Source organism: Longispora fulva, from assembly GCF_015751905.1.
Lineage (GTDB): Bacteria > Actinomycetota > Actinomycetes > Mycobacteriales > Micromonosporaceae > Longispora > Longispora fulva.
Genome location: NZ_JADOUF010000001.1, coordinates 5,084,974 through 5,111,140, shown reverse-complemented (window position 1 = coordinate 5,111,140; position 26,167 = coordinate 5,084,974). Strand labels below are relative to the sequence as shown.

Sequence of the window (26,167 nt, the reverse complement as noted above, 5' to 3'; positions counted from 1 at the left end):
GGACGCTAGCCGGAAAGAGTCTACCCGAGCCCGGTCGGCGAGTCGAACGGCCCTGCCACTAGGCCAGGGACGGACAAACCGGTACACTCCCGGTTCGGCGGATGTTTCGCGGGAGTTTTCTTGTTCACTGGCGCAACACCCGCCGCAGCCTGCATCATGGGTAACGACATTTCTGGCTGATCGAGGCCGTGGGGGAAGACGAACCTCGGTCACCCGGGAGGTCAACAGTGCCTACACGAGGCGTCGTGTATGTCCACTCGACCCCATCCGCCGTGTGTCCACACGTCGAATGGGCGATCGGGCGTGTCTTGCGCACACCCGTTCGACTCGAGTGGACGGCACAACCGATGGATCCGCCTGCCCTGCGGGCGGAGTGCACCTGGTCCGGTCGCCCGGGCGCCGGTGCTGAGCTCGCCGCTGCCCTCAAACAGTGGCCGATGACCCGTTTCGAGGTCACGGAAGAGCCCAGTCCGGGGTACGACGGCGAGCGGATCATGTTCGTGCCCAGCCGCGGGTTGTTCCGCGCCGCGATCAGTGCGAATGGTGACATCACCCTCACCGAGGACCGGCTGCGTTCCCTGATGGCCGCCGCCACCGGCACGGAGGCTCTGGCGCACGGCCTGGACAAGCTGCTGGGCACCGCGTGGGACTCCGAGCTCGAGCCGTACCGGCACGCTGGCGACGGCGCGCCGATGACCTGGTTGACGCAGGTTGGCTAACGTGTCCCGATGACGTCGCCACCCCTCACCCGCCGCGTCCTGCTCTCCTCGTCTCTGCTGGTGGCGGCTGGCGGCGCCCTGGCGGGATGCGACACCCCGGGGGCGGACGCGAGCCCCAGAAAACCCAAGGAAGCCCTGTTGACGGACGGCCTCACGGACGAGCAGCTGGTCGGGGCGGTGCTGATGCCGTACGCCTACGGCAACGACGCGACCGCCGTCTCGCCCGGTTCGGTGGCCGGCAACCAGCGGATCGGCGGGGTGAACACGCCGGCGGAGCTGCTGGTGAAGTACCACCTGACGGGGTTGATCCTGGTCAGCGCCTCGGCCGACGACCCGACGAAGGACACCAACCCGACGACCAACGTGCAGTCGCCGGCCCAGGCCCGCACCCTGACCGACGGGCTGCGCAAAGCCGTCGACGGCCTGCCGCCCCTGATCGGCATCGACCAGGAGTACGGCGCGGTGACCCGGATCCGGGAGGGCATGGCGCTGCTGCCCACCGGGATGGCGTTCGGGGCGGCAGACGATCCGGCGCTGACCGAGGCCGCGTGGCGGATGGCCGGTGCGGAGCTGGCCGCAGTCGGGGTCAACGTGGACTTCGCGCCGTCGGCGGACGTACTCGGTGGCCCCGGCAACACCGTCATCGGTTCGCGGGCCTACGGCGCGGACCCGGGGCTGGTCGGCCGGCACGTCGCCGCCGCCGTCAAGGGGCTCCAACAGCAGGGCGTCGCCGCCTGCCCGAAGCACTTCCCCGGGCACGGGCACACCGACGTGGACAGCCACGAGGGCCTGCCGGTGCTGGAGCAGGACCGCAAGACCCTCGACGCGCAGGATATCGCCCCGTTCCGGGAGGCGATCGCCGCCGGTACCTGGATGATCATGTCGGGGCACCTGGACACCCGGGCGATCGACCCCGGCGTGCCGTCGTCGCTGTCCCGCAAGGTGCTCACCGACGTTCTGCGCGGCGAACTGGGCTTCCAGGGCGTGGTGGTCTCCGACGCGCTGAACATGAAGGCCCTGTCGCTGCCGTCCGGCGAGCTGGCCGTGAAGGCGCTGGTGGCGGGCAACGACCTGCTGCTGATGCCGGAGAACCTGCCGCAGGCGTACCAGGGGCTGCTCGACGGGCTCCGGTCCGGCGCGCTACCCCGCGCGCGGCTGCTGGAGGCCGCCGGCCGGGTCCTGGCCCTGCGCAAGCGGCTCGCCGGGACGGACCGGCCGACCGTGGAGTCCGTCAACGACGCCGAGCACCAGGCCGTCGCCGCGAAGGCCGCCGCGGCCGCCGTCACCGTCCTGCGCGGCACCTGTCCGGTGCGGGTCCCCGGGCCGCTGCGGATCACGTGCTCGGCGGGCAACGAACAGCGCGTCGCGTGGCTCACCGAAGAGCTCAAACCTTGGGGGGTACAGGTGGGCGCGCGCGGCACCCGCGTGCACCTGACCGGCTACGGCGACACGGCGGCCGACCTCGCCCCCGACGCCGCGGTGACGATCGGGCTGGACACGCCGTACGTGCTCGGGGCCGCGAAGTCCCCGACGCTGATCGCCGTGTTCGGCGGGACGCGCGCGTCGATGAAGGCGGTCGCGGCGGTGCTGGCCGGGAAGGCCCCGGCCTCGGGCAAGTCCCCGGTCCCCGTGCCGGGCCTACCGGCCTCCAGCTGCTGAGCCGCCCACCCGGCCGGAGCGGCGCGAGATCCGCGCGGACACAGCCGATCCGACCAGCGCGGACCGGACCGCCGCTTGGCCAACGCGGACAAGGACGGGGCGCCCGGACTGGAGCCTGACGGCTGTAGAGTGCCGGCCGTGGGACACGTGTACATCCGGCTGAGTGGGTTTGGCCTGCGCCTGGTGCCGTACGGGCCTTGTGCGTTCAGCCGTTCCGGCTCGACGCCCAGCTCCGTGGTGGTGACCTGCCAGACCGGTGAAGGACCAGTGTCCACGGTGGTTGGCGGATCTGTGCGAGAGTCGACGCCCGGCGTCGTGGACGTTCTTCCCGGCCCTGCCCACGAGTACTGGCTCGCCGAGACCACCTGGTTCTCCTTTGCCTGGCCGGAAGGCTTCGACCTCTGCGCGCCGCCCGCTGGTGAGGGACCCACTCCGTTTCGTCTCACGAAGCCGGGCGGCGCGGAGATCTTCCCGCAGGGCCCGCAGTCCACGACGAGCCTGCCCACCGGGGGCAACTGGGCGGCACCCGGCCAGGAACTGGTGACGCAGTACCGCGTCGAGGACATCGACGTGTGCGAGCTGGCCTACGACCATGAGGACAGCCCGTGGTGGCAGACGCACTGGGCCGTACCGGTGGGGGCCAACTCCTCACTGGTCATGACCGGCCAGGCTCCCGCGGCCGACGCCCACATCGTCCGAAGCGCGATCGGCGAGATCATCGACACCATGGGCCCGACGCAAACCTAGACCCGCCCCAACCGGGGCACGCGGTGATGGCCGGGCGGTCGGACACGCCCAGTCGCCAGTCACGACCAGTGAAGCCGGCAACCCAGCGGCCTTTCGAATACGCGCTACTGGGAGTACCTCACCCTGCCGGTCGGCTACCAGGGGCGGGGCGGCACCCGCGGCTTGTCGAGTGCGCCCGGCTGACGCCGGTGTCGGTCGGCGTGGGGCGGCCGTCGCGTGCCGGGGCAGGTGTCGCCGTAACCGTCAAGGGTTGAGAAACGACGAGCGCCCCCAGTGACCGCTGGGGGCGCTCGCCGTGCTGGGTGTTACAGCGGGATGTTCCCGTGCGCGCCACGTGCGGCCGGGGCCGCGGCCAGGGCGTCGGCGATCCGGCGGCGGGTCTTGGCCGGCTCGATGACCTCGTCGACGACGCCGATCTCCAGGGCACGGCCGACGCCGCCGGCGGTGCGGGCCTGCTCCTCGATCAGCTGGGCGCGCAGGGCCTCGCGGTCCTCGGGCTTGGCGGCCGCGAGCTTCTTGCGGGCCAGGATGTTGACCGCCGCCGAGGCGCCCATGACGGCGATCTCGGTGTTCGGCCACGCGAACACGGCGGTCGCGCCGAGCGAGCGGGAGTTCATCGCGATGTACGCGCCGCCGTACGCCTTGCGGGTGACCAGGGTGATCCGGGGCACGACGGCCTCGGCGAACGCGTGCAGCAGCTTCGCGCCGCGCCGCACGACGCCGTCCCATTCCTGGCCGACGCCCGGCAGGTAGCCGGGGACGTCCACGAGCACGATCAGCGGCACGCCGAGCGCGTCGCACATCCGGACGAACCGGGCGGCCTTCTCGGCGCTGGACGCGTCGAGGCAGCCGCCGAGCCGCAGCGGGTTGTTCGCGATCACGCCTATCGTGCGGCCGGCGAACCGGCCGAGGGTGGTGACCACGTTCGGGGCCCACTTGGCGTGCAGCTCCACGGTCGGGCCCTCGGCGTCGAGCATGGCCTTGACCACGGGCTTGACGTCGTAGGCCCGGTTGACCTGCTCGGGGAGGATCTCGCCGAGCTCCGGGGACTCGTTCACGTCGGCCGGGGAGAACCGGCCCTGGTGGCCGAGGAGGATCGCCAGCTCGCGGGCCTTGCTCAGCGCGCCGGCCTCGTCCTTGGTGGTGATGTGCACGACGCCGGAGCGGCGGCCGTGCGGCTCCGGGCCGCCGAGGCGCTCCATGTCGACCTGCTCGCCGGTGACGCTGCGGACGACCTCGGGACCGGTCACGAAGATCCGGCCCTGGTCGGACATGATCACGATGTCGGTGAGGGCCGGGCCGTATGCCCCGCCGCCGGCCGCCGGGCCGAGCACCACGGAGATCTGCGGCACCCGACCGGACGCGCGGACCATGGCCGCGAACACCTGGCCGACCCCGTCGAGCGCCGCGACGCCCTCGGGGAGCCGCGCGCCGCCGGAGTGCCAGATGCCGATCACCGGCACCCGCTCGCGGACGGCGGCGTCGATGGCGTCCACGGTGTGCTGGCAGCCGTCGGTACCCATGGCGCCGCCCATGAGCCGGGCGTCGGAGCAGTACGCGATGACGGTCTGGCCGTCGATCTCACCACGGACGGTCATCACGCCCGAGTCGTCGCGGGGCGAGATGGCCCGCATGGAACCGGCGTCGAACAGCGCCCGGAGGCGCGGCTCCGGGTCCCGGTGATCGACGATGGTGTCGTCGGTCGAAGCGGAATTCGTGGTCATCACAGCGCTCTTCTCCTAAGCCCGGGTGAACAGCAGGGCGACGTTGTGCCCGCCGAAGCCGAACGAGTTGTTCAGCGCGGCGTCCAGGTGCATCTTGCGCGGTTCGCCCGTGACGACCTCCAGGGTCAGCCCCGGGTCCGGGACGTCCAGGTTGATCGTCGGCGGGATCAGCTGGTGGTGCACGGACAGGATCGTCACGATGGACTCCACGGCACCGGCAGCGCCGAGCAGGTGACCGAGCATCGACTTCGGCGCGGTCAGCACCGGGTGGTGCCCGACGGCGGCCTCGATCGACTTGACCTCGGCGATGTCGCCCACCGGGGTGGACGTGGCGTGCGCGTTGACGTGCCCGATGTCCTGCTTGGTCAGGCCGGCTTCCTTGATGGCCTGGGTCATGGCGCGGGCCTGGCCGACGCCTTCGGGGTCGGGCTGCACGATGTCGTACCCGTCGGAGGTCATGCCGGAGCCGGAGAGCCGGGCGTAGACCTTCGCGCCGCGTGCCGCCGCGTGCTCGGCGCGCTCGAGGATGACGACGCCGGCGCCCTCGCCGAGGACGAAGCCGTCGCGGTCGGTGTCCCACGGCCGCGAGGCGCGCTCGGGGTCGTCATTGCGGATCGACATGGCCCGCATCGAGCCGAAGCCGGCCATGGGCAGCGGGTGGATGACCGCCTCGACGCCGCCGGCGATGACGACGTCGGCGCGACCGGAGCGGATCATGTCCAGGCCCCAGGCGATCGCCTCGGCGCCGGTGGCGCAGGCGCTGGTGGGGGCGTGCACGCCGGCCTGCGCGCCGAAGGTCAGGCCGACCCAGGCGGCCGGGCCGTTGGGCATCAGCATGGGGATGGTGTGCGGGGACACCTTGCGGGGTCCGTGCTGCTCGAGGATGTCGTCCTGGGCGAGCAGCGTGGTCGCGCCGCCGATCCCGGAGCCGACGACGACCCCGAGCCGGCCGCGGTCGACCTCGACGTCGTCGAGGCCGGCGTCGGTCCACGCCTCGCGGGACGCGACGACGGCGACCTGCTCGGAACGGTCCATGCGTCGGGCCTTGATCCGGTCGAGCTTCGTGCTCGGGTCCTCGGCCAGTTGGGCGGCGATGCGTACGGTCAGCTGGGCCGCCCAGTCCTGGGTGAGGGGGCCGACGCCGGAGCGACCGGCGAGTAGCCCGGCCCAGGTGGACGCGACGTCCCCGCCCAGCGGGGTGGTCGCGCCGAGCCCGGTGACTACGACGTCGGCATTGCTCACAGCGCTGCCTGTGCCTTCTCGATGAAGGAGACGGCGTCACCCACGGTGCGGAGGTTCTGGACCTCGTCGTCCGGGATCTTCACGCCGAACTTCTCCTCGGCCGCCACGACGACCTCGACCATGGAGAGCGAGTCGACGTCGAGCTCCTCGGTGAAGGACTTCTCCTCGGCGACGTCCTCGGGGTTCACACCGGCGACCTCTTCGAGGATCTCCGCGAGGCCTTCGACGATCTCTTCACGAGCCATTTCTGATGGTTCCTTTCATAGGTGGAAAAGTGCTGTTACGGGCAGCGGATGACCTGACCGGCATAGGTCAGTCCACCGCCGAACCCGAACAGCAGCACCGGCGCGCCGGACGGGATCTCCCGCCGTTCGACCAGCTTGGACAGCGCCATCGGGATCGATGCCGCCGAGGTGTTACCGGACTCGACCACGTCGCGGGCGACGATCAGGTCGGGCGCGCCCAGCTTACGGGCGAGAGGTTCGATGATCCGCAGGTTGGCCTGGTGTGGGACGAAGGCGACCAGTTCGCTGGGTTTGATGCCGGCCCGCTCGCAGGCTTCGGCGGCCAGCGCCGGTAGTGCGAACGTCGCCCAGCGGAACACGGTCTGCCCGGCCTGCTGGATGTAGGGCCGCCAGCCCTCGATGACGATCGCGTCGCCCTTCTCGGGGTCCGAGCCCCACAGCACGGGGCCGATCATCGGCTCGTCGCTGGCGGACACGACGGCGGCGCCGGCCCCGTCGCCGAAGATGACGGCGGTGGAGCGGTCGGTCCAGTCGGTGATGTCGGAGAGCTTCTCGACGCCGATGACGATGGCGTTCTTCGAGGCGCCGGCGCGGATGGCGTGGTCGACGGTCGCCAGGGCGTAGGAGAAGCCGGAGCAGGCGGTGTTGATGTCGTACGCGCCGGGGGCGGTGATGCCGAGCTTGCGGGCGACCCGGGTCGCCATGTTGGGGCACCGGTCGATGGAGGACGTGGTGGCCACCACGACGAGGTCGATGTCGGCCGCGGTGAGGCCGGAGTTGGCGAGGGCCTTCTCGGCGGCCCAGCCGGCCATGTCGGCGACCGTCTCGGTGTCGGCGATCCGGCGCTCCTTGATGCCCACCCGGGACTGGATCCACTCGTCGTTGGTTTCGACGATCTGGGCCAGGTCGTCGTTGGTGAGGACCTTGGAGGGCTGGTAGTGGCCCATGGAGACGATGCGGGAGCCGGTCATGCGGTACCTCCGGTCGGGTGCAGCCGGGCGAGGGGCTGGCCCGGAGCGACCGGGTCCGCCGGGCTGGCGAGCCATTCGATCAGGGTGCCGGCGGCGTGGGTGGTGACGTCGATCGGGCCCTGGCGGGTCTCGATGTGCCCGATGACCTGGCCGTTCTTCACGTCCGAGCCTTCGGTGAGGCCCTCGGCCGGCTGGAAGTTGCCGGCGGCGGTGGACACGGCGACCTGGAAGTGCGGGATGGGCTCGTGGGTGGGGGCGACCCCGTGCCGGGCGATGAGGTCCCGGGCAGCCTTGAGGTCGTCGGGCGTGTTGACCTTGACGATCTCGATGCCCTTGATGGTGCGCTTGACCAGGCCGGCGAGCGTGCCGGCCGGCGGCAGCTCGATCACGGCGGTCACGCCGAGGTCGGCGAGGGTGTCCATGCACAGGTCCCAGCGGACGGGGGCGGTGACCTGGCGGACGAGGCGCTGCACGAGCTCGTTGCCGCCGGTGACGGCGGACCCGTCGAGGTTGGACAGCACGAGGCGGCTCGGCTGGTGCACCGTGATCCCGGGGGCGAGGGCGACGAGCGCCTGCTCGGCCGGTGCCATGTAGGGGGTGTGGAACGCCCCGGCGACGGACAGCTTGATGATCTTCGCGCCGGCGGGCGCGTTGTCGCTGAGCTTCTCGAGCCCGGCGAGGGAGCCGGCGGCGACGATCTGGCCGGCGCCGTTGCGGTTGGCGGGGTGCAGCCCGGCGGCCTCGATGGCGGCGAGCACCTCGTCGGGGTCGCCGCCGAGGATGGCGACCATCCCGGTGGGCTCGACGGCGCAGGCGGCGGCCATCTCGCGGCCGCGGACCCCGGCGAGGGTCACGGCGGCCTCGGGGCTGAGCACTCCGGCGAGGGCGGCGGCGCCGAGCTCGCCGACGCTGTGTCCGGCGACCAGAGCGACGTCGTGCAGCGGGAGCTGCTCGGCGGCGAGGAGGGCCGCGGCGACGAGGAGCGGCTGGGTCTTGGCGGTGTCCTTGATCTCGTCGGCGTCCGCGGTCGTGCCGAGGTGGACGAGGTCGATGCCCGCGAGCGCCGACCACCACCGCAGGCGGGGTTCGACGCCGGGCAGGTCGAGCCACGGAGTGAGGAAGCCGGGCTTCTGTGAGCCCTGACCGGGAGCGAGTACGGCAAGCACCTTCTGACTGTGGCCGATCGGGACAGGTGCGGGCCCTATCGCAGGGCACCAAACCTGACGACAAACGTTGTAGGGTTCCTACAAAGACAATCAGCCGATCAGCTGAGTCAGTCTAAATGACCAGGTCAGAGCGTTGGGTGTGACGTGCCTGTCGATCCGGGATCGCGGAGTGAAACACCTCACGATCCGACGGGATCCAGCCGGCCGATGGTCAGGGCCACCCGCAGGGCGAAAGCCTCACGCGGGTTCATCGGGGACAGACCGGTCACCTCGGCGATCCGGCGGAGGCGGTACCGGACGGTGTTCGGGTGCACGAACAACTGCCGGGCGGCGCTCTCCAGCACCCCGCCGACGGCGAAGAACGCGTCGAGGGTGTCCAGCAGTTCCCCGCCGGCTTTGGTGAGCGCGCCGTAGATGTCGGTGCGCAGGATCCGCCGGGCCTCCGGGTCGCCGGCGATGGCCCGCTCGGGCAGCAGCTCCGCCGTCGCCACCGGCCGTGGGGCGGCGGGCCAGGCGGGGGCTGCCCGGAAACCGGACAGTGCGGCCCGGGCCGACTCGGTGGCCTCGTCCAGGGACGCGACGGCCGGTCCGACCACGACGGGCCCGTCGCCGAACCCGCCGAGCAGCTTCTCCGCCGTGGCGAGGGGGTCGGCGGCCCCGCCGAGGACGACGACGAGCCGGTCGCCGTGCACCCCGCCGAGGATCTCCACGCCCATCCGCCGGGCGTAGCGGTGCAGAACATGCAAAACGGCGCTAGCCTCCCCGCCGGGTGAGCGCCCCACGGCCACGGCCACCGGGCTGGCGTCCGTCCAGCCCAGGGCGGCGGCTCGGCTGGCGAGCACGTCGGAGGAGTCCCCGCGCAGCAGCGCGTCCACGAGCAGGGCCTGCAGGCGCGCGTCCCAGGCGCCGCGGGTCTCGGCGGCCCGCGCGTACACCCGGGCGGCGGCGAACGCGATCTCCCGGGAGAACCGCAGCACCGCCATCCGCAGCTCGGCCTCCTCGCCGGGGGCGGCCAGGTGCGGGACCTGCTCCTCGACGACGTCGATCGTGACTTTGATCAGGGCGACGGTGTGCTGCAGCGTGATCGACCGGGCCAGCTCGCGGGGCGCGGCGTCGAACACCTCGTCGCTGACCTCGCCGGGGGTGCCCTCGCCGCGCAGCCACTCCAGGAACGACCGGACGCCGGCCTGGGCGACGAGCATGACCCAGGACCGCTGGTCGGCGGGCAGTTCCCGGAACCAACCGAGCTCGTCCTCCATCTTGGCGACGCTCTGCGTGGCCAGCGAGCCGGCGGCGCGTTCGATCTGGCGGATCGTGGCGGTCAGTGGTGGTTCCGGGGTACTCACGGTCACCAGCCTGCCATGTTGGTGCCGTTGTCTCCTTCCGGGTCTTGTGGCGCAGGACACATCGACGTTACCCTCCGGTAACTTCGCGGACATAGGGAGATGTTCATGCGTCGATTACTCACGCTTGTCGTGCTCGCCACGCTCGTCCTGTTCGGGGCGGCGGTACCCGCGCACGCGGCACCCAGTACCACCGGATTCACGTTCTTTGACCTGACCGCGAGCGACGGCGTCGTCCTCAAGGCCAACGTCATCGCCCCCACCACCCCCGGCCGGCACCCCGGGATCGTGTTCATCAGCAGCTGGGGCATCAACGACCTGGAGTACCTGGCCCAAGCGAGTAAGTTCGCCGAGGCCGGCTACGTCGTGATGTCCTACGGCGCGCGCGGCTTCTGGCTGTCCGGTGGCCAGATCGACACCGCCGGCCCGAAGGACGTCGCCGACGCCCGCACCGCCGTCGACTGGATGGTCGCCAACCCGGCCGTCGACCCGGACCGGATCGGCACGGCCGGCATCTCCTACGGCGCGGGCATCAGCCTCATCGCGGCCGGCCACGACCCCCGGATCAGGGCGGTCAGCGCCATGAGCGGCTGGTCGGACCTGGTCTACTCCCTCTACGACCAGCAGACCCGCCACGGCCAGTCCGTCGGCTTCCTCGGCATCGCCGCCCTGATCACCGGCAAACCCTCCGCGGAGCTGACCGGGATCCTCGGCGACTTCTACGCCAACCGCGACATCGACAACATCAAGTCCTGGGCCAAGATCCGCTCCGCGGCCACCTACCTCGACGGGATCAACGCCCACCAGCCGGCGATCCTGATGGCCAACGCCTACGGCGACTCGATCTTCCCGCCCAACCAGCTCGTCGACTTCTACGGCCGCCTCACCGGCCCCAAGCGCCTGGAGTTCGCGCCCGGAGACCACGCCATCGTCGAAGGACTCGGCCTGGCCGGGCTCCCGAACCACGTATGGGACTCCACCCGGCAGTGGTTCGACCGGTACCTGGGCCCCGGCGGCACCATCGGCCAGGGCGTCGTGCTCCGCCCGCACGGCTCCTCCGCCGTCGAGACCTACCCCGACTGGGCCGCCACCCGCACCGCGACCACCCGGCTCGGTCTCGGCGAGGTCCGCTGGTGGGACGGCACCGGGGACCTGGGCGGCACCCCGGCCACCGGCTGGTCCCGGCAGACCTGGCCCCGCGTCGACACCCCGGCCTACGGCGGCGTCGCCCTCGTGTCCGGGGCCCTGGACACGCTCACCGGAATCCCGCCCACGGTCTGGCTCCCCGCCGTGAGCAGACTCAACGCCGGCGTGTGGACGTCGGACGGCTACTCCGACGGCGTCAAGGTCCGCGGCACCGCGAAGCTGCACCTCGCCGTCAACCCCAGCGCCCCGCGCGGCACCGTCGTCGCCTACCTCTACGACCTCGACGCCCTCGGCGGCGGCCAACTGATCACGCACACGCCCGTGACCTGGCTGTCGACGACATCCACCCTCGACGCGACCTTCCCGGCCGCCGCCTACGACGTCCCGGCCGGACACCGCCTCGCCCTCGTCCTCGACGGCAAGGACTCCCTCTACCTCGACATGAACGACACCCCCGGCGCGACGGTGACCTACCAGGGCTCGTCCTGGCTGGAACTACCGACCCGCTGAGGACGACGCTGGACGGCGCGTCGGCGAAAGGCGCAGGACAGAGCCTGGCGCCTTCCGCCGACGCTTGCCAGCCCCGCCCTCAGCGGGCCACCGCGCCTCAGATCAAGAGCCAGATCAACACCATCAGATGGTTACGCCGCGTTCCTGGGCCGGCGCGCGGCGGCCGGAGCCTGGCGGGGTGACATCCGCCCCGGGGTCCGACCCAGCGTGGTCGGCGCGGGTCAGCTCGCAGCGGCCGTCCGTGCAGGAACGGCGCAACCGCCCCCTCGACAGGGTCTGGATCAGGCCGATCGCCCAACACGTCGGGCACCCGCGCAGCGCGAGCAGTCCCACCGGTGCGAGGAGCAGACTGACCGGCCCGTACCCGGGAAGCAGCGTCACCGAGCCGATCAGCGCGCCGAACCCGACCGCGCCGCGCGCCAGGTGCCGGGGCACCGACGCGCTGGCGAAGCTTCGACCCTCAGCCATGGTCCACCCCTTTGAGGGTGTCGTGGACGGCGGCCCGGGCCCGGTGCAGCCGCGACTTCATCGCCGCGGTACTCAGGCCGAGCAAGTCGGCGACCACCCGCCCGGGATGGCCCTGAACGTCCCGCATGATCAGCACCCGCCGCTGGTCGGCGGGCAGAGCCGCGATGGCCGCCGCCACCCGTTCCGCCTCCAGCCGGTGCAGCACCTCGTCCTCGGCCGACGGCACCGCGCCGTCCGGGACCGGGTCCCTCCGCCGCCCGGTGAGCCGGATCCGGCGCAGGCACTCGTTGCGGACGATGCGGAACATCCACGACGCCAACGCGCCGGTGGCCCGCAGCGCCCCGATCTTGCGGTACAGGATGATCAGCGCCTCCTGCGCGGCGTCCTCGGCGTCCTCGGGCGAGGCGCACAGCGAGCGCGCGAACCGCCGAACGTGCGGGTACGACCCGGACACCAGCACGGCGATCGACCCGGCGTCCCCGCCCTGCGCGGCGACGATCAGCTGCTCACCGGGCCAGGTCGACTCAGCCACGCGCGCGACCCCGCCGGCGCAGCACGACGACGCACGTGCAGGTGAGCACGGCCGCGACCACGACGGCGGCGTAGACGAACCCCATGACAACCTCCCGTTCCTGTGCCGACGTTGTTGTCGGCACAGGTATGAGAGACGCGTTCACCGCCAAAGGATTCACCCGGCTTCCGGCCTTGCCGGGTTCACGCCGGGATCGTCTGGACTCCGGGCACGATCCGTTGGAACAGCTGATCGCGGTCGGTGACCACGGGCCAGCCCCGCTGCAACGCCAGCAGCGCCACATGCGCCGCCGTCTTGTCCCCGTCGGCCAGCGCCGTGTACCGCTCCAGCAGCTCGACCGGCATCTCACTCGGCAACGACAACAGCCACATGTCCTGCTCGTCGCGGATCGGCACCAGCCGCAGCCGGTTGCGTTCCAGGGGACGGGCGGCGTAGACCTCCGCGAGCACGCCGATCGGCACCAGCATCGTCAGGCTGTGCCGGCGGGCCGCCCGGGTGACGGCGGTGGCGTAGGAGGTGGCGTCGGCGAATTCGAGGAGCGCGGCCACGTCGAGGACCCAGCCGCTCACTCCACCGATCATGCGCCGCGGCGTGCGAGCGCGGCGGCGTCCTTGGCCACCAGGCCGGCGGCGAGCCGCTCGGGCTCAGCCAGCCAGGGGCGTAACCGGTCCGTGTACTCCTCGAGGCTTGGAGCTTTGCCCTTCTCGCGAAGGTTCTCCGCGCGGCGGAGCCACGCTTCTTCTGGTTGGGTCGGGGAGGCGAGCGCGGCGCGGATAGCCGCAGTGCGAGCGGCGGTCATCAACTCACAGTAGCTCCGGACCGGTTCAGCCGCCAGACCACATCGAGCCCTGTGTGGTTCTTGGAGCGGGTGTCGGTGGGCACCCGCTCGACCTCGGTGAATCCGAGCCGGGCCGGTACGGCGCCGCTGCGGGTGTTGGCCGCGTCGTGCACGATCTCGACCCGTTCGATCCCGGGCAGCGCGAACGCCGCGGCGATCTGTGCCCGGCAGGCCCGGGTGACGATGCCCCGGCCGACGGCGTCGGGGTGCAGCCAGTAGCCGATCTCCAGGGTGCCCGGGCCGCGCCGGGTCATCATGCCGGTACCGCCGACGAGCCGGCCGTCGACGAAGATCGAGTAGTTGAACGTCTCGCCGCTGTCCCAACTCGCCACCGAGCGCGCCAGGAAGTCGACGGTGTCCTGGTAGGTCTGCTCGGCGGCCCACGGCATCCAGGACGCGATGTGCTCGCGGCCGTCCTCGATCAGCTCGTGCAGCTCGTCGGCGAACTCTGGGCGCACCCGGCGGAGGACGACGTCCTCCCAGGTCAAAGTCTCATTGGGCTCCATCGCCCGATTCTGCCGGACCCGCCGGGGCCCGCCAACCGGTTATGGGGTCGGTCAGGTGTCGAGGATCGAGTGCAGCCAGGTGCGTTCGGCGCGGCTGGACGCCTTGGCCACGGCGAACATGCCCTGCCGGTAGGGGTCGGCGACGTCCTGGGCGCGTACCGGGCGGCTGGCGACCTGGAAGAAGCTTCGGGGCGCTTCGAGGAACGCGAGCCGGCGGCGGAGGACGGCGTGCTGCTCGGCGGTGTCGGGCAGCCGGGACAGGAACGCCAGTACCGCGAAGAACTGGGTGCTGTCGCTGATCTCCGTGTCGGTCGGCTCGCGGAGCCGGCGGAGCAGCTCGGCGTGACCGGCCCCGGTGAGTTCCAGGACCTGGCGGGGTGCCGCGGCGGCCCCGGCCTCGGTGCGCCGGTCCACGAGGCCCTTGTCGACGAGCCGGTTGATCGCCGGGTACAGGCTGCCGTCGCTGACCGGCCGGGCGTGCCCGGACAGCGCCGCGATCCGGGTACGCAGCTCGTAGCCGTGCAGCGGCTCCTCGGCCAGGAATCCCAGGATCGTCAGGACCAGCATGGTGCTATGGTGGCACCTCGAAACGAGGTACATCGAATCGAGGTATGAATCATGAAGGACTTCGGAGGCGCCGGCGCGCCGATCGTTCTGCTGCACGGCCTGATGGGCCGGGCGAGGGCATGGACCGGCACCGCGGACTGGCTGACCGCCCACGGCCACGTGCTCGCCCTCGACAGCCGGGGCCACGGCGACGCCCCGCCGGGCCCGTACGACACCGACACCCGGGTCGAGGACGTCGTGCGGGTCCTGGAGGACGTGGGGCCGGCGGTGCTCGTCGGACACTCGATGGGCGGGATGACCGCCTGGCAGGTCGCCGGCCGCCGACCCGACCTGGTGCGCGGCATCGTCGTCATCGACATGTCCGCGCTGGGCAAGGCCCGCACGGCCGGCTGGCGGGCGTACTTCGACAGCTGGCCGGAATCGTTCGGGTCCCGCGACGAGGTGGCGGCCTTCTTCGGCCGCGAGTACGCCGGACAGGGCCGGTTCTTCGCCGAGATCATGGACGAGAGGGACGGCAGGTTCGTGCCCCACTTCGACCCGGCCCAGCTGTTGGAGCTGGTCGACAGCTGGCAGCGCGACATGCGCGCCGAACTCGACTCAGTGAAATGCCCGGCGCTGGTGGTCCGGGGTGAACTGAGCTCAAGTTCGAGGGAAGAGCTGACAGCGATGGGGGAGCGGCTGCCGCTGGGCTCGTTCGCGGAGGTGCCCGGCGCGGGCCACGTCGTGCACTACGACCAGCCGGCGGCCTTCCGCGCCGCGGCGGAACCGTTTGTTGCGGCCATCCCGTGACGGGTGAGCCGCCGGTCATCAACGCCGGACCCATGTGTGGGGTTGCGTGCTCGCGGCAACTATTCCTTGACGGAATATTCCTTGTGGGTTATGTTCGGGAGGTGAGTTGGGAGATCCTGCTGCACGAAGACGTTGACCGTTGGTTTCTCGATTTGTGCGTCAGCGACCTCGACACCGCGAACCTGGTGATGGACGCTATCGACAAGCTCGCGGAGGACGGGCCCACGATCGGCCGACCGCTAGTCGATCGCCTCAAGGGCTCGAAATACCACAATATGAAGGAGTTGCGACCCGGCTCTTCGGGCTCAACGGAGATTAGGATCCTGTTCGCCTTCGATCCAGTCCGCAGGGCGCTGTTGCTGGTGGCGGGAGACAAGTCCGGCGACTGGTCGGGTTGGTACCGCAAGAACATCCCGGTCGCCGAACAGCGCTACAGCGAGCACCTCGACGAGATGAAGAAGGAGGACCGATGAGGAACTGGAAGGACGTGCGGGCTGACGCGCTCGCCCTGGGTGCCGGGGATCCGACCGCGCTCGTCGAGAAGCGCCGAGTCTTGGAAGAGCGGATCCGGGCGTTCAAACTCACCGAGCTGCGCAAGCGTGCCGATATGACCCAGGTCGAGGTGGCCGAAGTGATGGGTGTCAAGCAGCCCTGGATCAGCAAGATCGAGTCCGGGGACCTCGACCATGTGGAGCTGGAGACCCTGCGCAGCTACATCGCCGCCCTCGGCGGCCGGCTCAAGGTCGTCGCAGACTTCGGTGACGAACAGCACGTCATCGCCGCCTGAAAGCGCGCAACACCGTTTGTGGCCGTCGACCTGGGCTCGGCTTGCCCACGGGGTGTACGTCGTCCAACCGCCAGGCGAGTGGCGGTCGGCATCCAGACGCGGCGATGCCGTAGGTCATAGGTCCAGGATCGCCTGGGTCCACGTGGAGGTCTCGACGAAGCCCACCCGGTCGTTCACGGCGATCATCGGTCCGTTGCGGGTGTCGTTGCCGGTGCACACCTCGGTGACGTCCGGCCGGGCGTCGGCCAGCAGGCGCAGCGACTCGTGCTTGAGCGCCCCGGCCAGGCCCCGGCCCCGGTGGGCGGCGAGCACGGCGGCGTCGGCCGTGGACACCAGGGAACCGGGCTCGGGCGAGACGTACAGCCCGGTGAAACCCATCACCTGGTCGTCGCAGTCCAGCGCCACGGTGACCCGCAGGTGCTGGCCGCGCTCGGCCAACCGGTGCTCCATCTCGCGGATCCGCTCCGCCGTGTACCGGGACGGGGCCTCGTCGGCGTCCCTAGGCGCGTCGTTGATCGCCTCGCGGGCCACGGCGTAGGAGTCGATGAGCGCGTCGGGTGCCGGGCCGTCCCAGGTGCGCAGGCGGTACCCGTCCGCGAGAGGCGGGGCCGGCGAGGTGAGCGGCAGTCGGAGCAGGGCCCGGCGGTACCGGCCGGTTGTGCGGGCGCCGACCGACTCCAGAAACGCGGCGCCGTCGGGGCCGGCCGTCCAGCCGATCAGGTTGCGGCAGCCGGCCGATCTGGCCTCGTCGATGGCGTACGCCAGCAGCCGCCGGCCGTGCCCCGCGCGCCGGTGGTCGGCCGCGATCGACAGGGCGTGCAGGTAGCCGGTGTCCTCGCCCTCGCGGACGGTCAGGCGGGCGAAGCCGACGAGTTCGCCGGACTCCGAGCGCAGGGCCTTGTTCCACAACCGGACCGTGGCCGACGTCGGGCCGAAGTCGCGGCGCAGCTCGGCTTCGGTCGGCAGCGGCTCGTCCGGCGCGACGGCGGTCAGATGGGCGCACGCGAGCGCGTGCAGCTCCGCCCAGCTCCGATCGGTGGCGGTGGCGGGATCGAAGGTCACCAGGCGCATAGGTCCGAGCCTAGTGTCCGGCGCGCACTGGCACCGCCCCGTTTGTGGGCCGCTGTCCCCAGGGCGATGGTTCGACTCAGACCGGGACGGGGACCGCGCGGCAGCGCGCGCTGACCGGGACCCCGGTCGGCCGCTGTCTCCGGGTCGGGGACGCGGCGTAACCGTCGAAAAAAGGCGGGGCCGGCCATCCTGCGCCGGCCCCGCCTCGCGGGGTTGCTAGCTCTCGCCGCCCGCCTCGACCACGTCGATCGCGGTCACGTCGGACAGCTGGTACTTCTTCACCGCCTGCGCGACCACCTCGGCCGGCACCTGGCCGGTCGCGGCGAGCTGCTGGAGCGTGGCGACCACGATCGACTCGGCGTCGACGTGGAAGTGCCGGCGCAGCGCGCCCCGGGTGTCGGAGCGGCCCCAGCCGTCGGTGCCCAGCGAGGTGTACTCGCCCGGGACCCAGCGCGAGATCAGGTCCTGTACGGCGCGCATGAAGTCGCTGACCGCGATCTTCGGGCCCTGCGCGTCGGCCAGCTGCTGGGTGACGAACGGGATCCGGGCCGGCTCCTCCGGGTGCAGGAGGTTGTGCTCCTCGCACTCGATGGCGTCGCGGCGCAGCTCCGTCCAGGAGGTGACCGACCAGACGTCGGCGGCTACGCCCCACTCCTCGGCGAGGAGGTGCTGCGCCTTGACCGCCCAGCCCATGCCCGTGCCGGAGGCGAGGATGTTCGCCCGGGGCAGGTTGGGGTGCTGGGCCGCCTCAGCGTAGCGGTAGATGCCCTTGAGCAGGCCGTTGACGTCGAGGTTCGCCGGCTCGGCGACCTGCAGCGTCGGCTCGTTGTACACCGTCAGGTAGTAGATGATGTCCTCGGGCGCCTCGCCGAACATCCGGCGGAGACCGTCTTCCATGATGTACGCGATCTCGTACGCCCACGCCGGGTCGTACGTGACGATCGCCGGGTTCGTGGCCGCGATCAGGTGGGAGTGGCCGTCCTCGTGCTGCAGGCCCTCGCCGTTGAGCGTGGTGCGACCCGCCGTGGCCCCGATCAGGAAGCCCCGGGTCATCTGGTCGGCCGCCGCCCAGATGCCGTCGGCGGTGCGCTGGAAGCCGAACATCGAGTAGAAGATGTACAGCGGGATGATCGGCTCGCCGTGCGTGGCGTACGAGGTGCCGGCCGCCGTGAAGCTCGCGACCGAGCCGGCCTCGTTGATGCCCTCGTGCAGGATCTGGCCGGCCGTGGACTCCTTGTACGACAGGAACAGCTCCCGGTCGACCGGCAGGTAGTTCTGGCCGTGCGGCGAGTAGATCTTCGCCGTGGGGAACATGGCGTCCATGCCGAACGTGCGCGCCTCGTCCGGGATGATCGGCGCCCAGCGCTTGCCGATGTTCTTGTCCTTCATCAGGTCCTTGAGCAGGCGGACGAACGCCATGGTGCTGGCGACCTTCTGCTTGCCGGAGCCCTTCTTCAGGTCGGCGTAGGTCTCCTTCGGCGGCAGCGCCAGCGGGATGACCTTGCGGCTGCGGCTCGGCAGGCTGCCGCCGAGCTGGGAGCGGCGCTCCATCATGTAGTGGTACTCGTCGGAGTCGGTGCCCGGGTGGTAGTACGGCGCTGCGTACGGGTCGGCGAGCTGCTCGTCGGTCACCGGGATGAACAGGCGGTCCCGGAACGTCTTGAGGTCGTCGACCGTCAGCTTCTTCATCTGGTGGGTGGCGTTGCGGCCCTCGAAGTTGCCGCCCAGGGTCCAGCCCTTGATGGTCTTGGCCAGGATGACCGTCGGCTGCCCGGTGTGCTCGACCGCCGACTTGTACGCCGCGTACAGCTTGCGGTAGTCGTGCCCGCCGCGCTTGAGACCCCAGATCTCGTCGTCGGACATCGGCTCGACCATCTTCTTGGTCCGCACGTCCCGGCCGAAGAAGTGCTCCCGGACGAACGCGCCGGACTCGGCCTTGTACGTCTGGAAGTCACCGTCAGGCGTGGTGTTCATGAGGTTGACCAGCGCGCCGTCGCTGTCCGCGGCGAGCAGCGGGTCCCACTCCCGGCCCCAGACGACCTTGATCACGTTCCAGCCGGCGCCACGGAAGTGGCTCTCCAGCTCCTGCATGATCTTGCCGTTGCCCCGGACCGGGCCGTCGAGGCGCTGGAGGTTGCAGTTGACCACGAACGTGAGGTTGTCCAGCTCCTCGCGGGCCGCGATGCCGAGTGAGCCCAGCACCTCGGGCTCGTCCGTCTCGCCGTCGCCGAGGAACGCCCAGACCCGCTGGTCGGAGGTGTCCTTGATGCCCCGGTTGTGCAGGTAGCGGTTGAACCGGGCCTGGTACACGGCGTTCAGCGAGCCGAGGCCCATCGACACCGTCGGGAACTCCCAGAAGTCCGGCATCAGCCGGGGGTGCGGGTAGGACGGCAGCCCGCCGCCCGGGTGCGACAGCTCCTGGCGGAACCCGTCGAGCTGGTCCTCGGAGAGCCGGCCCTCCATGAACGCGCGGGCGTACATGCCGGGGCTGGCGTGGCCCTGGTAGAAGATCTGGTCCCCGCCGCCCGGGTGGTTCTTACCCCGGAAGAAGTGGTTGAAGCCCACCTCGTACAGGCTGGCGGAGCTGGCGAAGGTGGAGATGTGACCACCGACACCCACGCCGGGGCGCTGGGCCCGCTGGACCGTCATCGCGGCGTTCCATCGGATGAAGGCCCGGATCCGGCGCTCCAGGGCCTCGTCGCCCGGGAACCACGGCTCGCTCTCCGGCGGGATCGTGTTGATGTAGTCGGTCGTGGTGAGCGGCGGGACGCCGACCTGACGCTCACGGGCGCGTTCGAGAAGACTCAACATCACGTACCGGGCGCGCTGCCGGCCTCGCTCGTCGATGACCCCGTCCAGCGACTCGATCCACTCGAGCGTCTCCGCCGGATCGATGTCCGGAAGCTGGCTCGGAAGGCCGTCGCTGATGACCGGGCGCTTGCGTTCGGTGGCCACGGGCGTTCCTTCGTGTTCAAGAAAGTCGGCTTTTCAGTCCTCATCCTGCCCTGCTGGGGGTGTTCCGTCACGCCACCCGGCCACGTACGCGACGATCAACACAGCTACCCACCAGTAGCTTTACGGCCGTTCAGGGGTTCCGGAGCCGCCCGCCGCACCGTTGAGGTGGTCAGACGGGTATTCTCCGGCGAGTTGGCCAAATTCAGCAGGCGCGCTACTTGCGCCGGGGCAGTATGGCTGTGTGGACTACACACTGCGGGCGTCACTGGGACGACCGCGGACTTCGACGAGGAGGCACTCGACAGTGAGCGCGACGGCTGGCCAGGCCGACGGTATCAAGAGCCTGGTAGACCGGCTCGGGGTTGAGCCGGGCATGGTCGTAATGGAGATGGGGTACGACGACGACGTCGACGAGGATCTCCGCGACGCACTGATCGACCGCTGCGGCGAGCTCGTTGACGAGGACACCGATGAGGTTGTCGACGTTGCGCTGCTGTGGTGGCGTGACGGTGACGGCGACCTGGTGGACATTCTCGTGGACGCGCTGAGCCCACTGGCCGACGACGGTGTCGTCTGGCTGCTGACTCCGAAGTCCGGGCGTGACGGTCACGTCGAGCCCAGCGAGATCACCGAGTCGGCCCCGACCGCGGGGCTTCAGCAGACTTCCAGCATCAGCGCGGGTGCGGACTGGGCAGCGGTCAAGCTCGTCGCCCCGCGTTCCGCCAAGAAGCAGCGTTAAGGAGTCCTGTGACCCTCCAGAGCGGCACCACGGCACCCGAATTCTCCCTCAAGGATCAGAACAACCAGGATGTCGCGCTTGCCGACTTCCGGGGTACCAAGAATGTTCTGCTCGTCTTCTACCCGCTCGCCTTCACCGGCATCTGCCAGGGCGAGCTGTGCGAGGTCCGGGACAACCTGTCGGCGTTCGCCAGCGACGACGTGCAGATCCTGACCGTCAGTGTCGACTCGCCCTTCACCCACAAGGTGTGGGCCGAGCAGCAGGGCTACGACTTCCCGCTGCTCGCCGACTTCTGGCCGCACGGCGCGGTCGCGCAGGCCTACGGCGTCTTCAACGACGAGAAGGGCTTCGCCAACCGGGGCACCTTCCTGATCGACAAGGACGGCGTGATCCGGTTCGCCGAGGTCAACGGGCCCGGCGAGGCGCGCGACCAGTCCGCGTGGACCAAGGCGCTCGCGGCCCTGGCCTAAGGATTTCCGGAACCTACCGGCGGCGGGTTATTGTTGCCGCCGCCGGCTGGGGCGCGTAGCTCAGTGGGAGAGCATCCGCCTTACAAGCGGAGGGTCGGGGGTTCGAAACCCTCCGCGCCCACCAGTGTGACGAGACGCTGACCTGCACACATGGGGTCGGCGTCTCTTGCTGTCCGGATCCGGACGGTGTCCGTTGGTGACCCCCGATCGCCATGATCACCCGGGAGATGTTGCACGCGAGTTGCACGCCTGGATGTTCGTGAGAGCGGGCCGAGGGGGATTCGAACCCCCGGTGGGGCATGGCACGCCAGTGGCCCCACGCACCTTCACGCTTCTCCGCGCGTGCGCGGATAGTGAGTCGCCGTCGTCCTGGTCCTCATCGGGTCCGGTGCCGGGCCGCAACCACAACGGTCGACGTGGCAGACCGCCTGCGGCTTCCCGTGCGCCGGCCGACCGGAAGGGGAGAGCCGGGGCACGGCTGCCGCTGGGCGGCCCGCCGCACCGGCCGCCGCGCCGCGAGGCGCGGCCTTGATCCTGTAGAGAACAATTCGGCAACCACTCGGGGCGCACGCTAGCCGTCTTGAGTCGGATGAAGAATCGGGTTGATCTTTACGAGCATCTCGAGCAGCCTGCCCACGCCTTGCCGTACCTGGCTGCTGTCGTTACGGGCTAGCTCCTCGCATTCCCGCACGGCAGCGTCCCGCTCATCGGCGAACACTAAGAACACGTCAAGCACCGCCGTGTGAATCCAATCGGCGTGGTTGGGGTTAGCGGTGGCAAGAGCTGAGGCGACCACCGCCAGCCCAACGCCGTCATGACGTCGCAGCAGCGCTTCCGTCGTCGCGCGCGTGACGAACGTGTCGCTGGCGTCAAGCACGAGATTCAGTAGCATCTGGCGCGCCGCCGGCATCTCGGCAAGGCTGGCCAATGCACGCCCAGCGTCCGCCCTGTCGCGGAAGTCGGAGCTTCCCGCAAGCCTTATCAGCGCTGCCACTGCTGAGTGTCGTGCCTCTTCCCTCATGGGACCATTCTGTCGGCCGTCGTGCCTCCGGCATGTCAAGCGATCAAGTGGCACGGACCAACCTAGTGGAGAAGCCCGCGTCCACCAGGCGCTCGAACGCTGCGCGTACCTTGTCCGGCATCGGCTGAGGGATCGCGAATCCAAGCGTTGCGTACTCGATGACCCGTTGGGTGCCACCGACGAGCATGTTGACGACTCGGTCGATGTCCCCGATGCTCTCGGTGTACTCGGCGAACGGCAGGGGACGGGAACGCACGTCACCTCGACCTCGGGCCAGAGATGTTGCACGTCAAAGGCTGTGACCTGCGGACACTGCTGCGCCGACGTGCGGAGGGCGGGGGTTCGAAACCCTCCGCGCCCACCAGCGTGACCCAGCCGGCAGTCGGTCGACTACGACATGCCCTGTTCGACGGCCCGGCTGTGCCGTCAACAGGACCCCCACCAACAGTTAATGACTGTTAATCGGGTTAAGGCTGCCTTGAGGGAACCTTCATGTCTTGTTAGCTGACGTCGCGTGACGATGCGGACCTTCGCTTGGTGCGAGGCGTGTACGGCGGCTGTCCACGGAGCCCGTACACGGTGGCCTCGGAAGGACGCCCCCTCACATGACACATGCAATACGTCGGCGGACCGCGCTGATCAGTACGGCGCTCCTGGCCGGTGGGGTGCTGGCCGGCGTCGGCTTCGCCGCCGTCGAGCAGCCGAGCGCGGACCGCGACGTCGTCGTCCGCGAGGCGCTCACCGCGCTGACCGCGTCGTCGGGTCAGCCGGCAGCCCGTTCGTACGACGGGTACACCGCCCGGGACGTCGCCGTCGAGGCGGATGGCAGGCGGCACGTCCGGTTCAGCCGCACGTACAAGGGTCTGCCGGTGCTCGGCGGCGAGGTGGCGCTGCACAGTGGCCCTGACGGCCACTTCGACCCGGTCGCCGGGCCGGCGCTGAACGTCGCCACCACCCCGAAGCTCGACGCGGCCACCGCGACCGGCGCGATCGGCAGGTACGCCGGCTACACGGTGAAGGACACCCCGTTCCTGGCCGTCGACGCCCTCGACGGCGCGCCGGCCCTGGTCTGGGCGGTGCGGGCCGACAAGGTCGCCGCCGACGGCACCCCGAGCAACGCGACCTTCCGGGTCGACGCGGCCTCGGGCAGGGTCCTGGGCGCCACGGACAGCATCCACACCCTCGCCGCCGCCGGCTCCGGCTCGGGCGCCGCGCCGGCGCGGGCGGTGAACGCTGGTCCGGTCGCCGGGAACGGCAAGGGCCTGCTGGTCGGCAACGTGGCGATCGGCGTCAACCAGAAGGCCGACGGGACCTACGAGCTGAAGGACCCGAACCGGGGCAACATGGAGACCCGCGACGGGCAGAACAAGGGTGACGGCTCCGGCCCGCTGTCGCTGTCGCAGACGGTCGCGTTCTCCAGCGCCACCAGCACTTTCGGCAACAACGCGAACAGCGACCGGGCGTCGGCTGCCGTGGACGCGCACTACGGCGTGGCCGCCACCTGGGACTACTACAAGAACGTGCACGGCCGCAACGGCATCGACGGCCAGGGCACCGGTGCCCGGTCGGACGTGCACTACGGCCAGAACTACGAGAACGCGTTCTGGGACGACGGCTGCTACTGCATGACCTACGGCGACGGCGCGTCCAACACGCACCCGCTGACCGAGCTGGACGTGGCCGGGCACGAGATGAGCCACGGCGTGACCTCGCACACGGCGAATCTGGACTTCGGCAGCCCCGGGGCCGGGATCTTCAAGGAGTCCGGCGGGATCAACGAGTCCAATAGTGACATCTTCGGCACTCTGGTCGAATTCTATGCGAACAATCCGAACGACAACCCGGACTACTACATCGGCGAGGTCCTCGACCTCAACGGCAACGGCACGCCGCTGCGGTACATGGACGACCCGACCAAGGACGGCCGGTCGAAGGGTTGCTGGACGGCCACCATGGGCACGTCCTACGACCCGCACTACACCTCCGGGGTCGGCAACCACTTCTTCTTCCTCACGGCCGTTGGCTCCGGTGCGCGCGCCGTCAACGGGGTGAACTACAACAGCCCGACCTGCAACAACGCCCCGGCGGTGAACGGGATCGGCAACGACAAGGCCGGCAAGATCTGGTACCGGGCGCTGACCACCTACATGGTGAGCACCGAGACGTACCCGAAGGCGCGGATTTCCACCCTGAAGGCGACCAACGACCTGTACGGCGGCGCGGAGTGCACCGCGATCAAGGCCGCGTGGACCGCCGTGGGCGTCGTCGCCCAGGCCGGCGAGCCGGCGTGCGCCGGTCCCACCCCGAGCCCGAGCGCGTCGGCCAGCCCGACCGCGCAGCCGTCGCCGACCGTCTCGGCGTCGCCCACCCCGACCGGTTCGGCCTCGCCCACCCCGGCCGGTTGCGCCGGCCAGCAGCGGGTCTCCAACGGCGGGTTCGAGGTCGGCACCGCGCCGTGGACCGGGACCACCGCGGCGATCAAGGCCGCCACCACGGGCCAGCCGGCGCACGGCGGTACCCGGATCGGGTGGCTCGGCGGCAAGGGCGCCACGGCGACGGAGTCGCTGTCGCAGCAGGTCACCATCCCGGCCGGTTGCAAGGCGAGCCTGAAGTTCTACCTGCACATCGACACCGCGGAGTCGGGCAGCACGGTGTACGACAGGTTCTCGGTCCTGGTCGGCGGCACCACGCTCGGCAGCTACTCCAACGCCAACAAGGCCGCCGGGTACGTGCTGCGCACCTTCGACCTGTCGGCGTACGCCGGCCAGACGGTCACTCTGAAGTTCACCGAGAGTGAGGACTACTCGCTACAGACCAGCTTCGTCCTCGACGACGTGAGCGTCACGACCTCCTAGGCACCGCAGGGAAGAGGGGTGGGGCCGGCCGAAACATGGCCGGCCCCATTTGGCGACTGGGTAACCGTTTACCTGGCCGGGCGCAGGACATACACTCCGTGCACGAGTGGTGCGACCCCAGGGGGTTGACGTGGGATCCGATCTCGAGGCCGAACTCGACCGGGCACTGGTGGACGGGCCGTTCCACCTGGCGTTGTCGCTGGCCGTGCGCCGCCGGGGCCTGGGTCTGGGCAGGCTCCAGTGTCGGCTCGCCGAGCGCGGCATCAAGATCAGTACGGCCACGTTGAGTTACTGGTGCACCGGGCGGTCCCAACCCGAGCGGGCGGAGTCGCTGCACGGGGTCGCCGTCCTGGAGGAGCTGCTGTCGCTGCCGGCCGGGTCCCTGGTCGGGCTGCTCCGTTCTCCCCGGGCCCGGCCCCGGGGCGGCCGCCGCAGCAACCGCGACCTGGATCTGCGGGCCTGGGACTCCGACGAGGTGCTCCAGCTGGCTGAGCCGCTGAACATTCCGAAGCGGTCCGGGCTGCAGACGTTGAGCATCGATGAGCAGATCACGCTCGGCGCGGTCGGGGGCGATCAGCGGTGCCGGGTCCGGCAGACGCTGGTGGCGCTCGAGGACGGGGCGAACCGGCTGGTCGAGCTGTGGCAGGCCGACGAGCCGGGAGGGCCGCCGGCCAGGTACACCGACCTGCGGGGTTACCGGATCGGCGAGGTGCGGTGGGAGGCGGACCGCGGCTTTCTCGGCACCGAACTGCTGCTCGACCGGCCGCTGGCGGCGGGGGACACGACGGCGGTGGAGCATGTCGTGCATGTTCCGGGGCCCACGGATTCGACCAGGCTCGGGCGGATCCTGGCGCATCGGGTGCGGATGTACACCCTCCAGATCGTTTTCGCCGGGGGAGTCGTGCCGGCCCGTTGCGAGGCGTTCCACCAGACCTCGCTGACCGCTCCCGAGGACGGACTTCGCGAGGTGCTGCCCGACCACATCCCCAGCGTGTGCATGGTGGTCACCGACGCGCGGCCGGGGGTGTACGGCATCCGGCTGGACTGGTGACCGCGTCCGTCGGAACCCACTGGCGGCGGATTATCGTCGCCGTCCG

Annotated in this window: 26 protein-coding genes, 1 tRNA gene and 1 pseudogene; 12 read left to right on the top strand and 16 right to left on the bottom strand. The window is 70.5% G+C overall.

Going from position 1 to position 26,167, the window contains the following annotated elements; translation table 11 throughout:
• Positions 1–227: 227 nt before the first annotated feature.
• The 3 genes from IW245_RS22830 to IW245_RS22820 all read left to right on the top strand — a co-directional run bounded on the left by IW245_RS22830 (position 228) and on the right by IW245_RS22820 (position 3,125).
• A complete protein-coding gene (locus tag IW245_RS22830) occupies positions 228–719 on the top strand; it encodes a DUF3145 domain-containing protein (RefSeq protein ID WP_197005214.1) in 492 nt (163 codons plus the stop codon).
• 9 nt (positions 720–728) lie between these two features.
• On the top strand, positions 729–2,378 hold the full coding sequence (locus tag IW245_RS22825) for a glycoside hydrolase family 3 protein (RefSeq protein WP_197005213.1): 1,650 nt from the start codon (positions 729–731) through the stop codon (positions 2,376–2,378).
• A gap of 291 nt (positions 2,379–2,669) precedes the next feature.
• Positions 2,670–3,125, top strand: coding sequence for a hypothetical protein (locus IW245_RS22820; protein ID WP_197005212.1), 456 nt, complete (start codon positions 2,670–2,672; stop codon positions 3,123–3,125).
• A 305-nt stretch (positions 3,126–3,430) separates the two neighbouring features.
• Here the strand turns inward: IW245_RS22820 and IW245_RS22815 are convergent, their stop codons facing one another.
• The 6 genes from IW245_RS22815 to IW245_RS22790 all read right to left on the bottom strand — a co-directional run bounded on the left by IW245_RS22815 (position 3,431) and on the right by IW245_RS22790 (position 9,819).
• The gene (locus IW245_RS22815) at positions 3,431–4,849 is read right to left on the bottom strand and encodes an acyl-CoA carboxylase subunit beta (RefSeq protein ID WP_197005211.1); all 1,419 of its coding nucleotides are present in this window, start codon (positions 4,847–4,849) and stop codon (positions 3,431–3,433) included.
• Positions 4,850–4,864: 15 nt separating this feature from the next.
• Positions 4,865–6,091: a beta-ketoacyl-ACP synthase II gene (gene fabF / locus IW245_RS22810; protein ID WP_197005210.1), complete on the bottom strand. Its 1,227-nt coding sequence runs from the start codon at positions 6,089–6,091 to the stop codon at positions 4,865–4,867.
• Positions 6,088–6,336, bottom strand: coding sequence for an acyl carrier protein (locus IW245_RS22805; protein WP_197005209.1), 249 nt, complete (start codon positions 6,334–6,336; stop codon positions 6,088–6,090). The genes fabF and IW245_RS22805 overlap by 4 nt, the downstream gene beginning before the upstream one ends.
• Before the next feature lie 35 nt (positions 6,337–6,371).
• The gene (locus tag IW245_RS22800; protein ID WP_197005208.1) at positions 6,372–7,307 is read right to left on the bottom strand and encodes a beta-ketoacyl-ACP synthase III; all 936 of its coding nucleotides are present in this window, start codon (positions 7,305–7,307) and stop codon (positions 6,372–6,374) included.
• A complete protein-coding gene (locus tag IW245_RS22795) occupies positions 7,304–8,473 on the bottom strand; it encodes an acyltransferase domain-containing protein (RefSeq protein WP_197005207.1) in 1,170 nt (389 codons plus the stop codon). Before IW245_RS22795 ends, IW245_RS22800 begins: the two co-directional genes overlap by 4 nt.
• 179 nt (positions 8,474–8,652) lie before the next feature.
• Positions 8,653–9,819 (bottom strand): PucR family transcriptional regulator, encoded by a 1,167-nt coding sequence (locus IW245_RS22790; protein ID WP_197005206.1) that lies wholly within the window; start codon positions 9,817–9,819, stop codon positions 8,653–8,655.
• A 105-nt stretch (positions 9,820–9,924) separates the two neighbouring features.
• On the opposite strand from IW245_RS22790, the gene IW245_RS22785 reads away from it, so the two are divergent.
• On the top strand, positions 9,925–11,472 hold the full coding sequence (locus tag IW245_RS22785; protein ID WP_197005205.1) for a CocE/NonD family hydrolase: 1,548 nt from the start codon (positions 9,925–9,927) through the stop codon (positions 11,470–11,472).
• A gap of 123 nt (positions 11,473–11,595) precedes the next feature.
• Here IW245_RS22785 and IW245_RS22780 read toward each other — a convergent pair whose 3' ends face one another.
• The 6 genes from IW245_RS22780 to IW245_RS22755 all read right to left on the bottom strand — a co-directional run bounded on the left by IW245_RS22780 (position 11,596) and on the right by IW245_RS22755 (position 14,383).
• Entirely contained in the window at positions 11,596–11,940 is a 345-nt protein-coding gene (locus IW245_RS22780) for a hypothetical protein (protein ID WP_197005204.1), read from the bottom strand.
• Complete coding sequence (locus tag IW245_RS22775) at positions 11,933–12,472, bottom strand: RNA polymerase sigma factor (RefSeq protein ID WP_197005203.1); 540 nt, start codon at positions 12,470–12,472, stop codon at positions 11,933–11,935. Before IW245_RS22775 ends, IW245_RS22780 begins: the two co-directional genes overlap by 8 nt.
• A 182-nt stretch (positions 12,473–12,654) precedes the next feature.
• Positions 12,655–13,041 carry a hypothetical protein gene (locus IW245_RS22770; protein WP_197005202.1) on the bottom strand — a complete coding sequence of 129 codons (387 nt, stop codon included), beginning with the start codon at positions 13,039–13,041 and terminating at the stop codon, positions 12,655–12,657.
• An 8-nt stretch (positions 13,042–13,049) separates the two neighbouring features.
• Positions 13,050–13,271 (bottom strand): hypothetical protein, encoded by a 222-nt coding sequence (locus tag IW245_RS22765; RefSeq protein ID WP_197005201.1) that lies wholly within the window; start codon positions 13,269–13,271, stop codon positions 13,050–13,052.
• Positions 13,271–13,816, bottom strand: coding sequence for a GNAT family N-acetyltransferase (locus tag IW245_RS22760; protein ID WP_197005200.1), 546 nt, complete (start codon positions 13,814–13,816; stop codon positions 13,271–13,273). The genes IW245_RS22765 and IW245_RS22760 overlap by 1 nt, the downstream gene beginning before the upstream one ends.
• A gap of 51 nt (positions 13,817–13,867) precedes the next feature.
• Positions 13,868–14,383 carry a PadR family transcriptional regulator gene (locus tag IW245_RS22755; RefSeq protein WP_197005199.1) on the bottom strand — a complete coding sequence of 172 codons (516 nt, stop codon included), beginning with the start codon at positions 14,381–14,383 and terminating at the stop codon, positions 13,868–13,870.
• Between the two features lie 51 nt (positions 14,384–14,434).
• Between IW245_RS22755 and IW245_RS22750 the strand changes: the two genes are divergently transcribed.
• The 3 genes from IW245_RS22750 (at position 14,435) to IW245_RS22740 (ending at position 15,959) form a co-directional block, all read left to right on the top strand.
• Positions 14,435–15,172, top strand: coding sequence for an alpha/beta fold hydrolase (locus IW245_RS22750; protein WP_197005198.1), 738 nt, complete (start codon positions 14,435–14,437; stop codon positions 15,170–15,172).
• Between the two features lie 101 nt (positions 15,173–15,273).
• Complete coding sequence (locus tag IW245_RS22745; protein WP_372445219.1) at positions 15,274–15,645, top strand: type II toxin-antitoxin system RelE/ParE family toxin; 372 nt, start codon at positions 15,274–15,276, stop codon at positions 15,643–15,645.
• Positions 15,642–15,959, top strand: coding sequence for a helix-turn-helix domain-containing protein (locus tag IW245_RS22740; RefSeq protein WP_197005197.1), 318 nt, complete (start codon positions 15,642–15,644; stop codon positions 15,957–15,959). Before IW245_RS22745 ends, IW245_RS22740 begins: the two co-directional genes overlap by 4 nt.
• 114 nt (positions 15,960–16,073) lie before the next feature.
• Here IW245_RS22740 and IW245_RS22735 read toward each other — a convergent pair whose 3' ends face one another.
• Both IW245_RS22735 and aceE read right to left on the bottom strand, forming a co-directional pair.
• The gene (locus IW245_RS22735; protein WP_197005196.1) at positions 16,074–17,030 is read right to left on the bottom strand and encodes a GNAT family N-acetyltransferase; all 957 of its coding nucleotides are present in this window, start codon (positions 17,028–17,030) and stop codon (positions 16,074–16,076) included.
• A 216-nt stretch (positions 17,031–17,246) separates the two neighbouring features.
• Positions 17,247–19,985 carry a pyruvate dehydrogenase (acetyl-transferring), homodimeric type gene (aceE, locus tag IW245_RS22730; protein WP_197005195.1) on the bottom strand — a complete coding sequence of 913 codons (2,739 nt, stop codon included), beginning with the start codon at positions 19,983–19,985 and terminating at the stop codon, positions 17,247–17,249.
• Positions 19,986–20,289: 304 nt separating this feature from the next.
• On the opposite strand from aceE, the gene IW245_RS22725 reads away from it, so the two are divergent.
• From IW245_RS22725 to IW245_RS22715, 3 genes are all read left to right on the top strand, one after another.
• Complete coding sequence (locus IW245_RS22725) at positions 20,290–20,724, top strand: DUF3052 domain-containing protein (RefSeq protein WP_197005194.1); 435 nt, start codon at positions 20,290–20,292, stop codon at positions 20,722–20,724.
• Positions 20,725–20,732: 8 nt separating this feature from the next.
• On the top strand, positions 20,733–21,194 hold the full coding sequence (locus IW245_RS22720) for a peroxiredoxin (RefSeq protein ID WP_197005193.1): 462 nt from the start codon (positions 20,733–20,735) through the stop codon (positions 21,192–21,194).
• 49 nt (positions 21,195–21,243) lie between these two features.
• Positions 21,244–21,318, top strand: a tRNA-Val gene (locus IW245_RS22715).
• 447 nt (positions 21,319–21,765) lie between these two features.
• Here the strand turns inward: IW245_RS22715 and IW245_RS22710 are convergent.
• Positions 21,766–22,215 (bottom strand): hypothetical protein, encoded by a 450-nt coding sequence (locus IW245_RS22710; protein ID WP_197005192.1) that lies wholly within the window; start codon positions 22,213–22,215, stop codon positions 21,766–21,768.
• 43 nt (positions 22,216–22,258) lie between these two features.
• Positions 22,259–22,494 (bottom strand): annotated as a pseudogene (locus IW245_RS22705) (YdcF family protein); the annotation flags it as partial.
• Positions 22,495–22,820: 326 nt separating this feature from the next.
• On the opposite strand from IW245_RS22705, the gene IW245_RS22700 reads away from it, so the two are divergent.
• Both IW245_RS22700 and IW245_RS22695 read left to right on the top strand, forming a co-directional pair.
• The gene (locus IW245_RS22700; protein ID WP_197005190.1) at positions 22,821–25,070 is read left to right on the top strand and encodes a M4 family metallopeptidase; all 2,250 of its coding nucleotides are present in this window, start codon (positions 22,821–22,823) and stop codon (positions 25,068–25,070) included.
• Positions 25,071–25,200: 130 nt separating this feature from the next.
• Positions 25,201–26,121 carry a hypothetical protein gene (locus tag IW245_RS22695; RefSeq protein WP_197005189.1) on the top strand — a complete coding sequence of 307 codons (921 nt, stop codon included), beginning with the start codon at positions 25,201–25,203 and terminating at the stop codon, positions 26,119–26,121.
• Positions 26,122–26,167 lie beyond the last annotated feature (46 nt).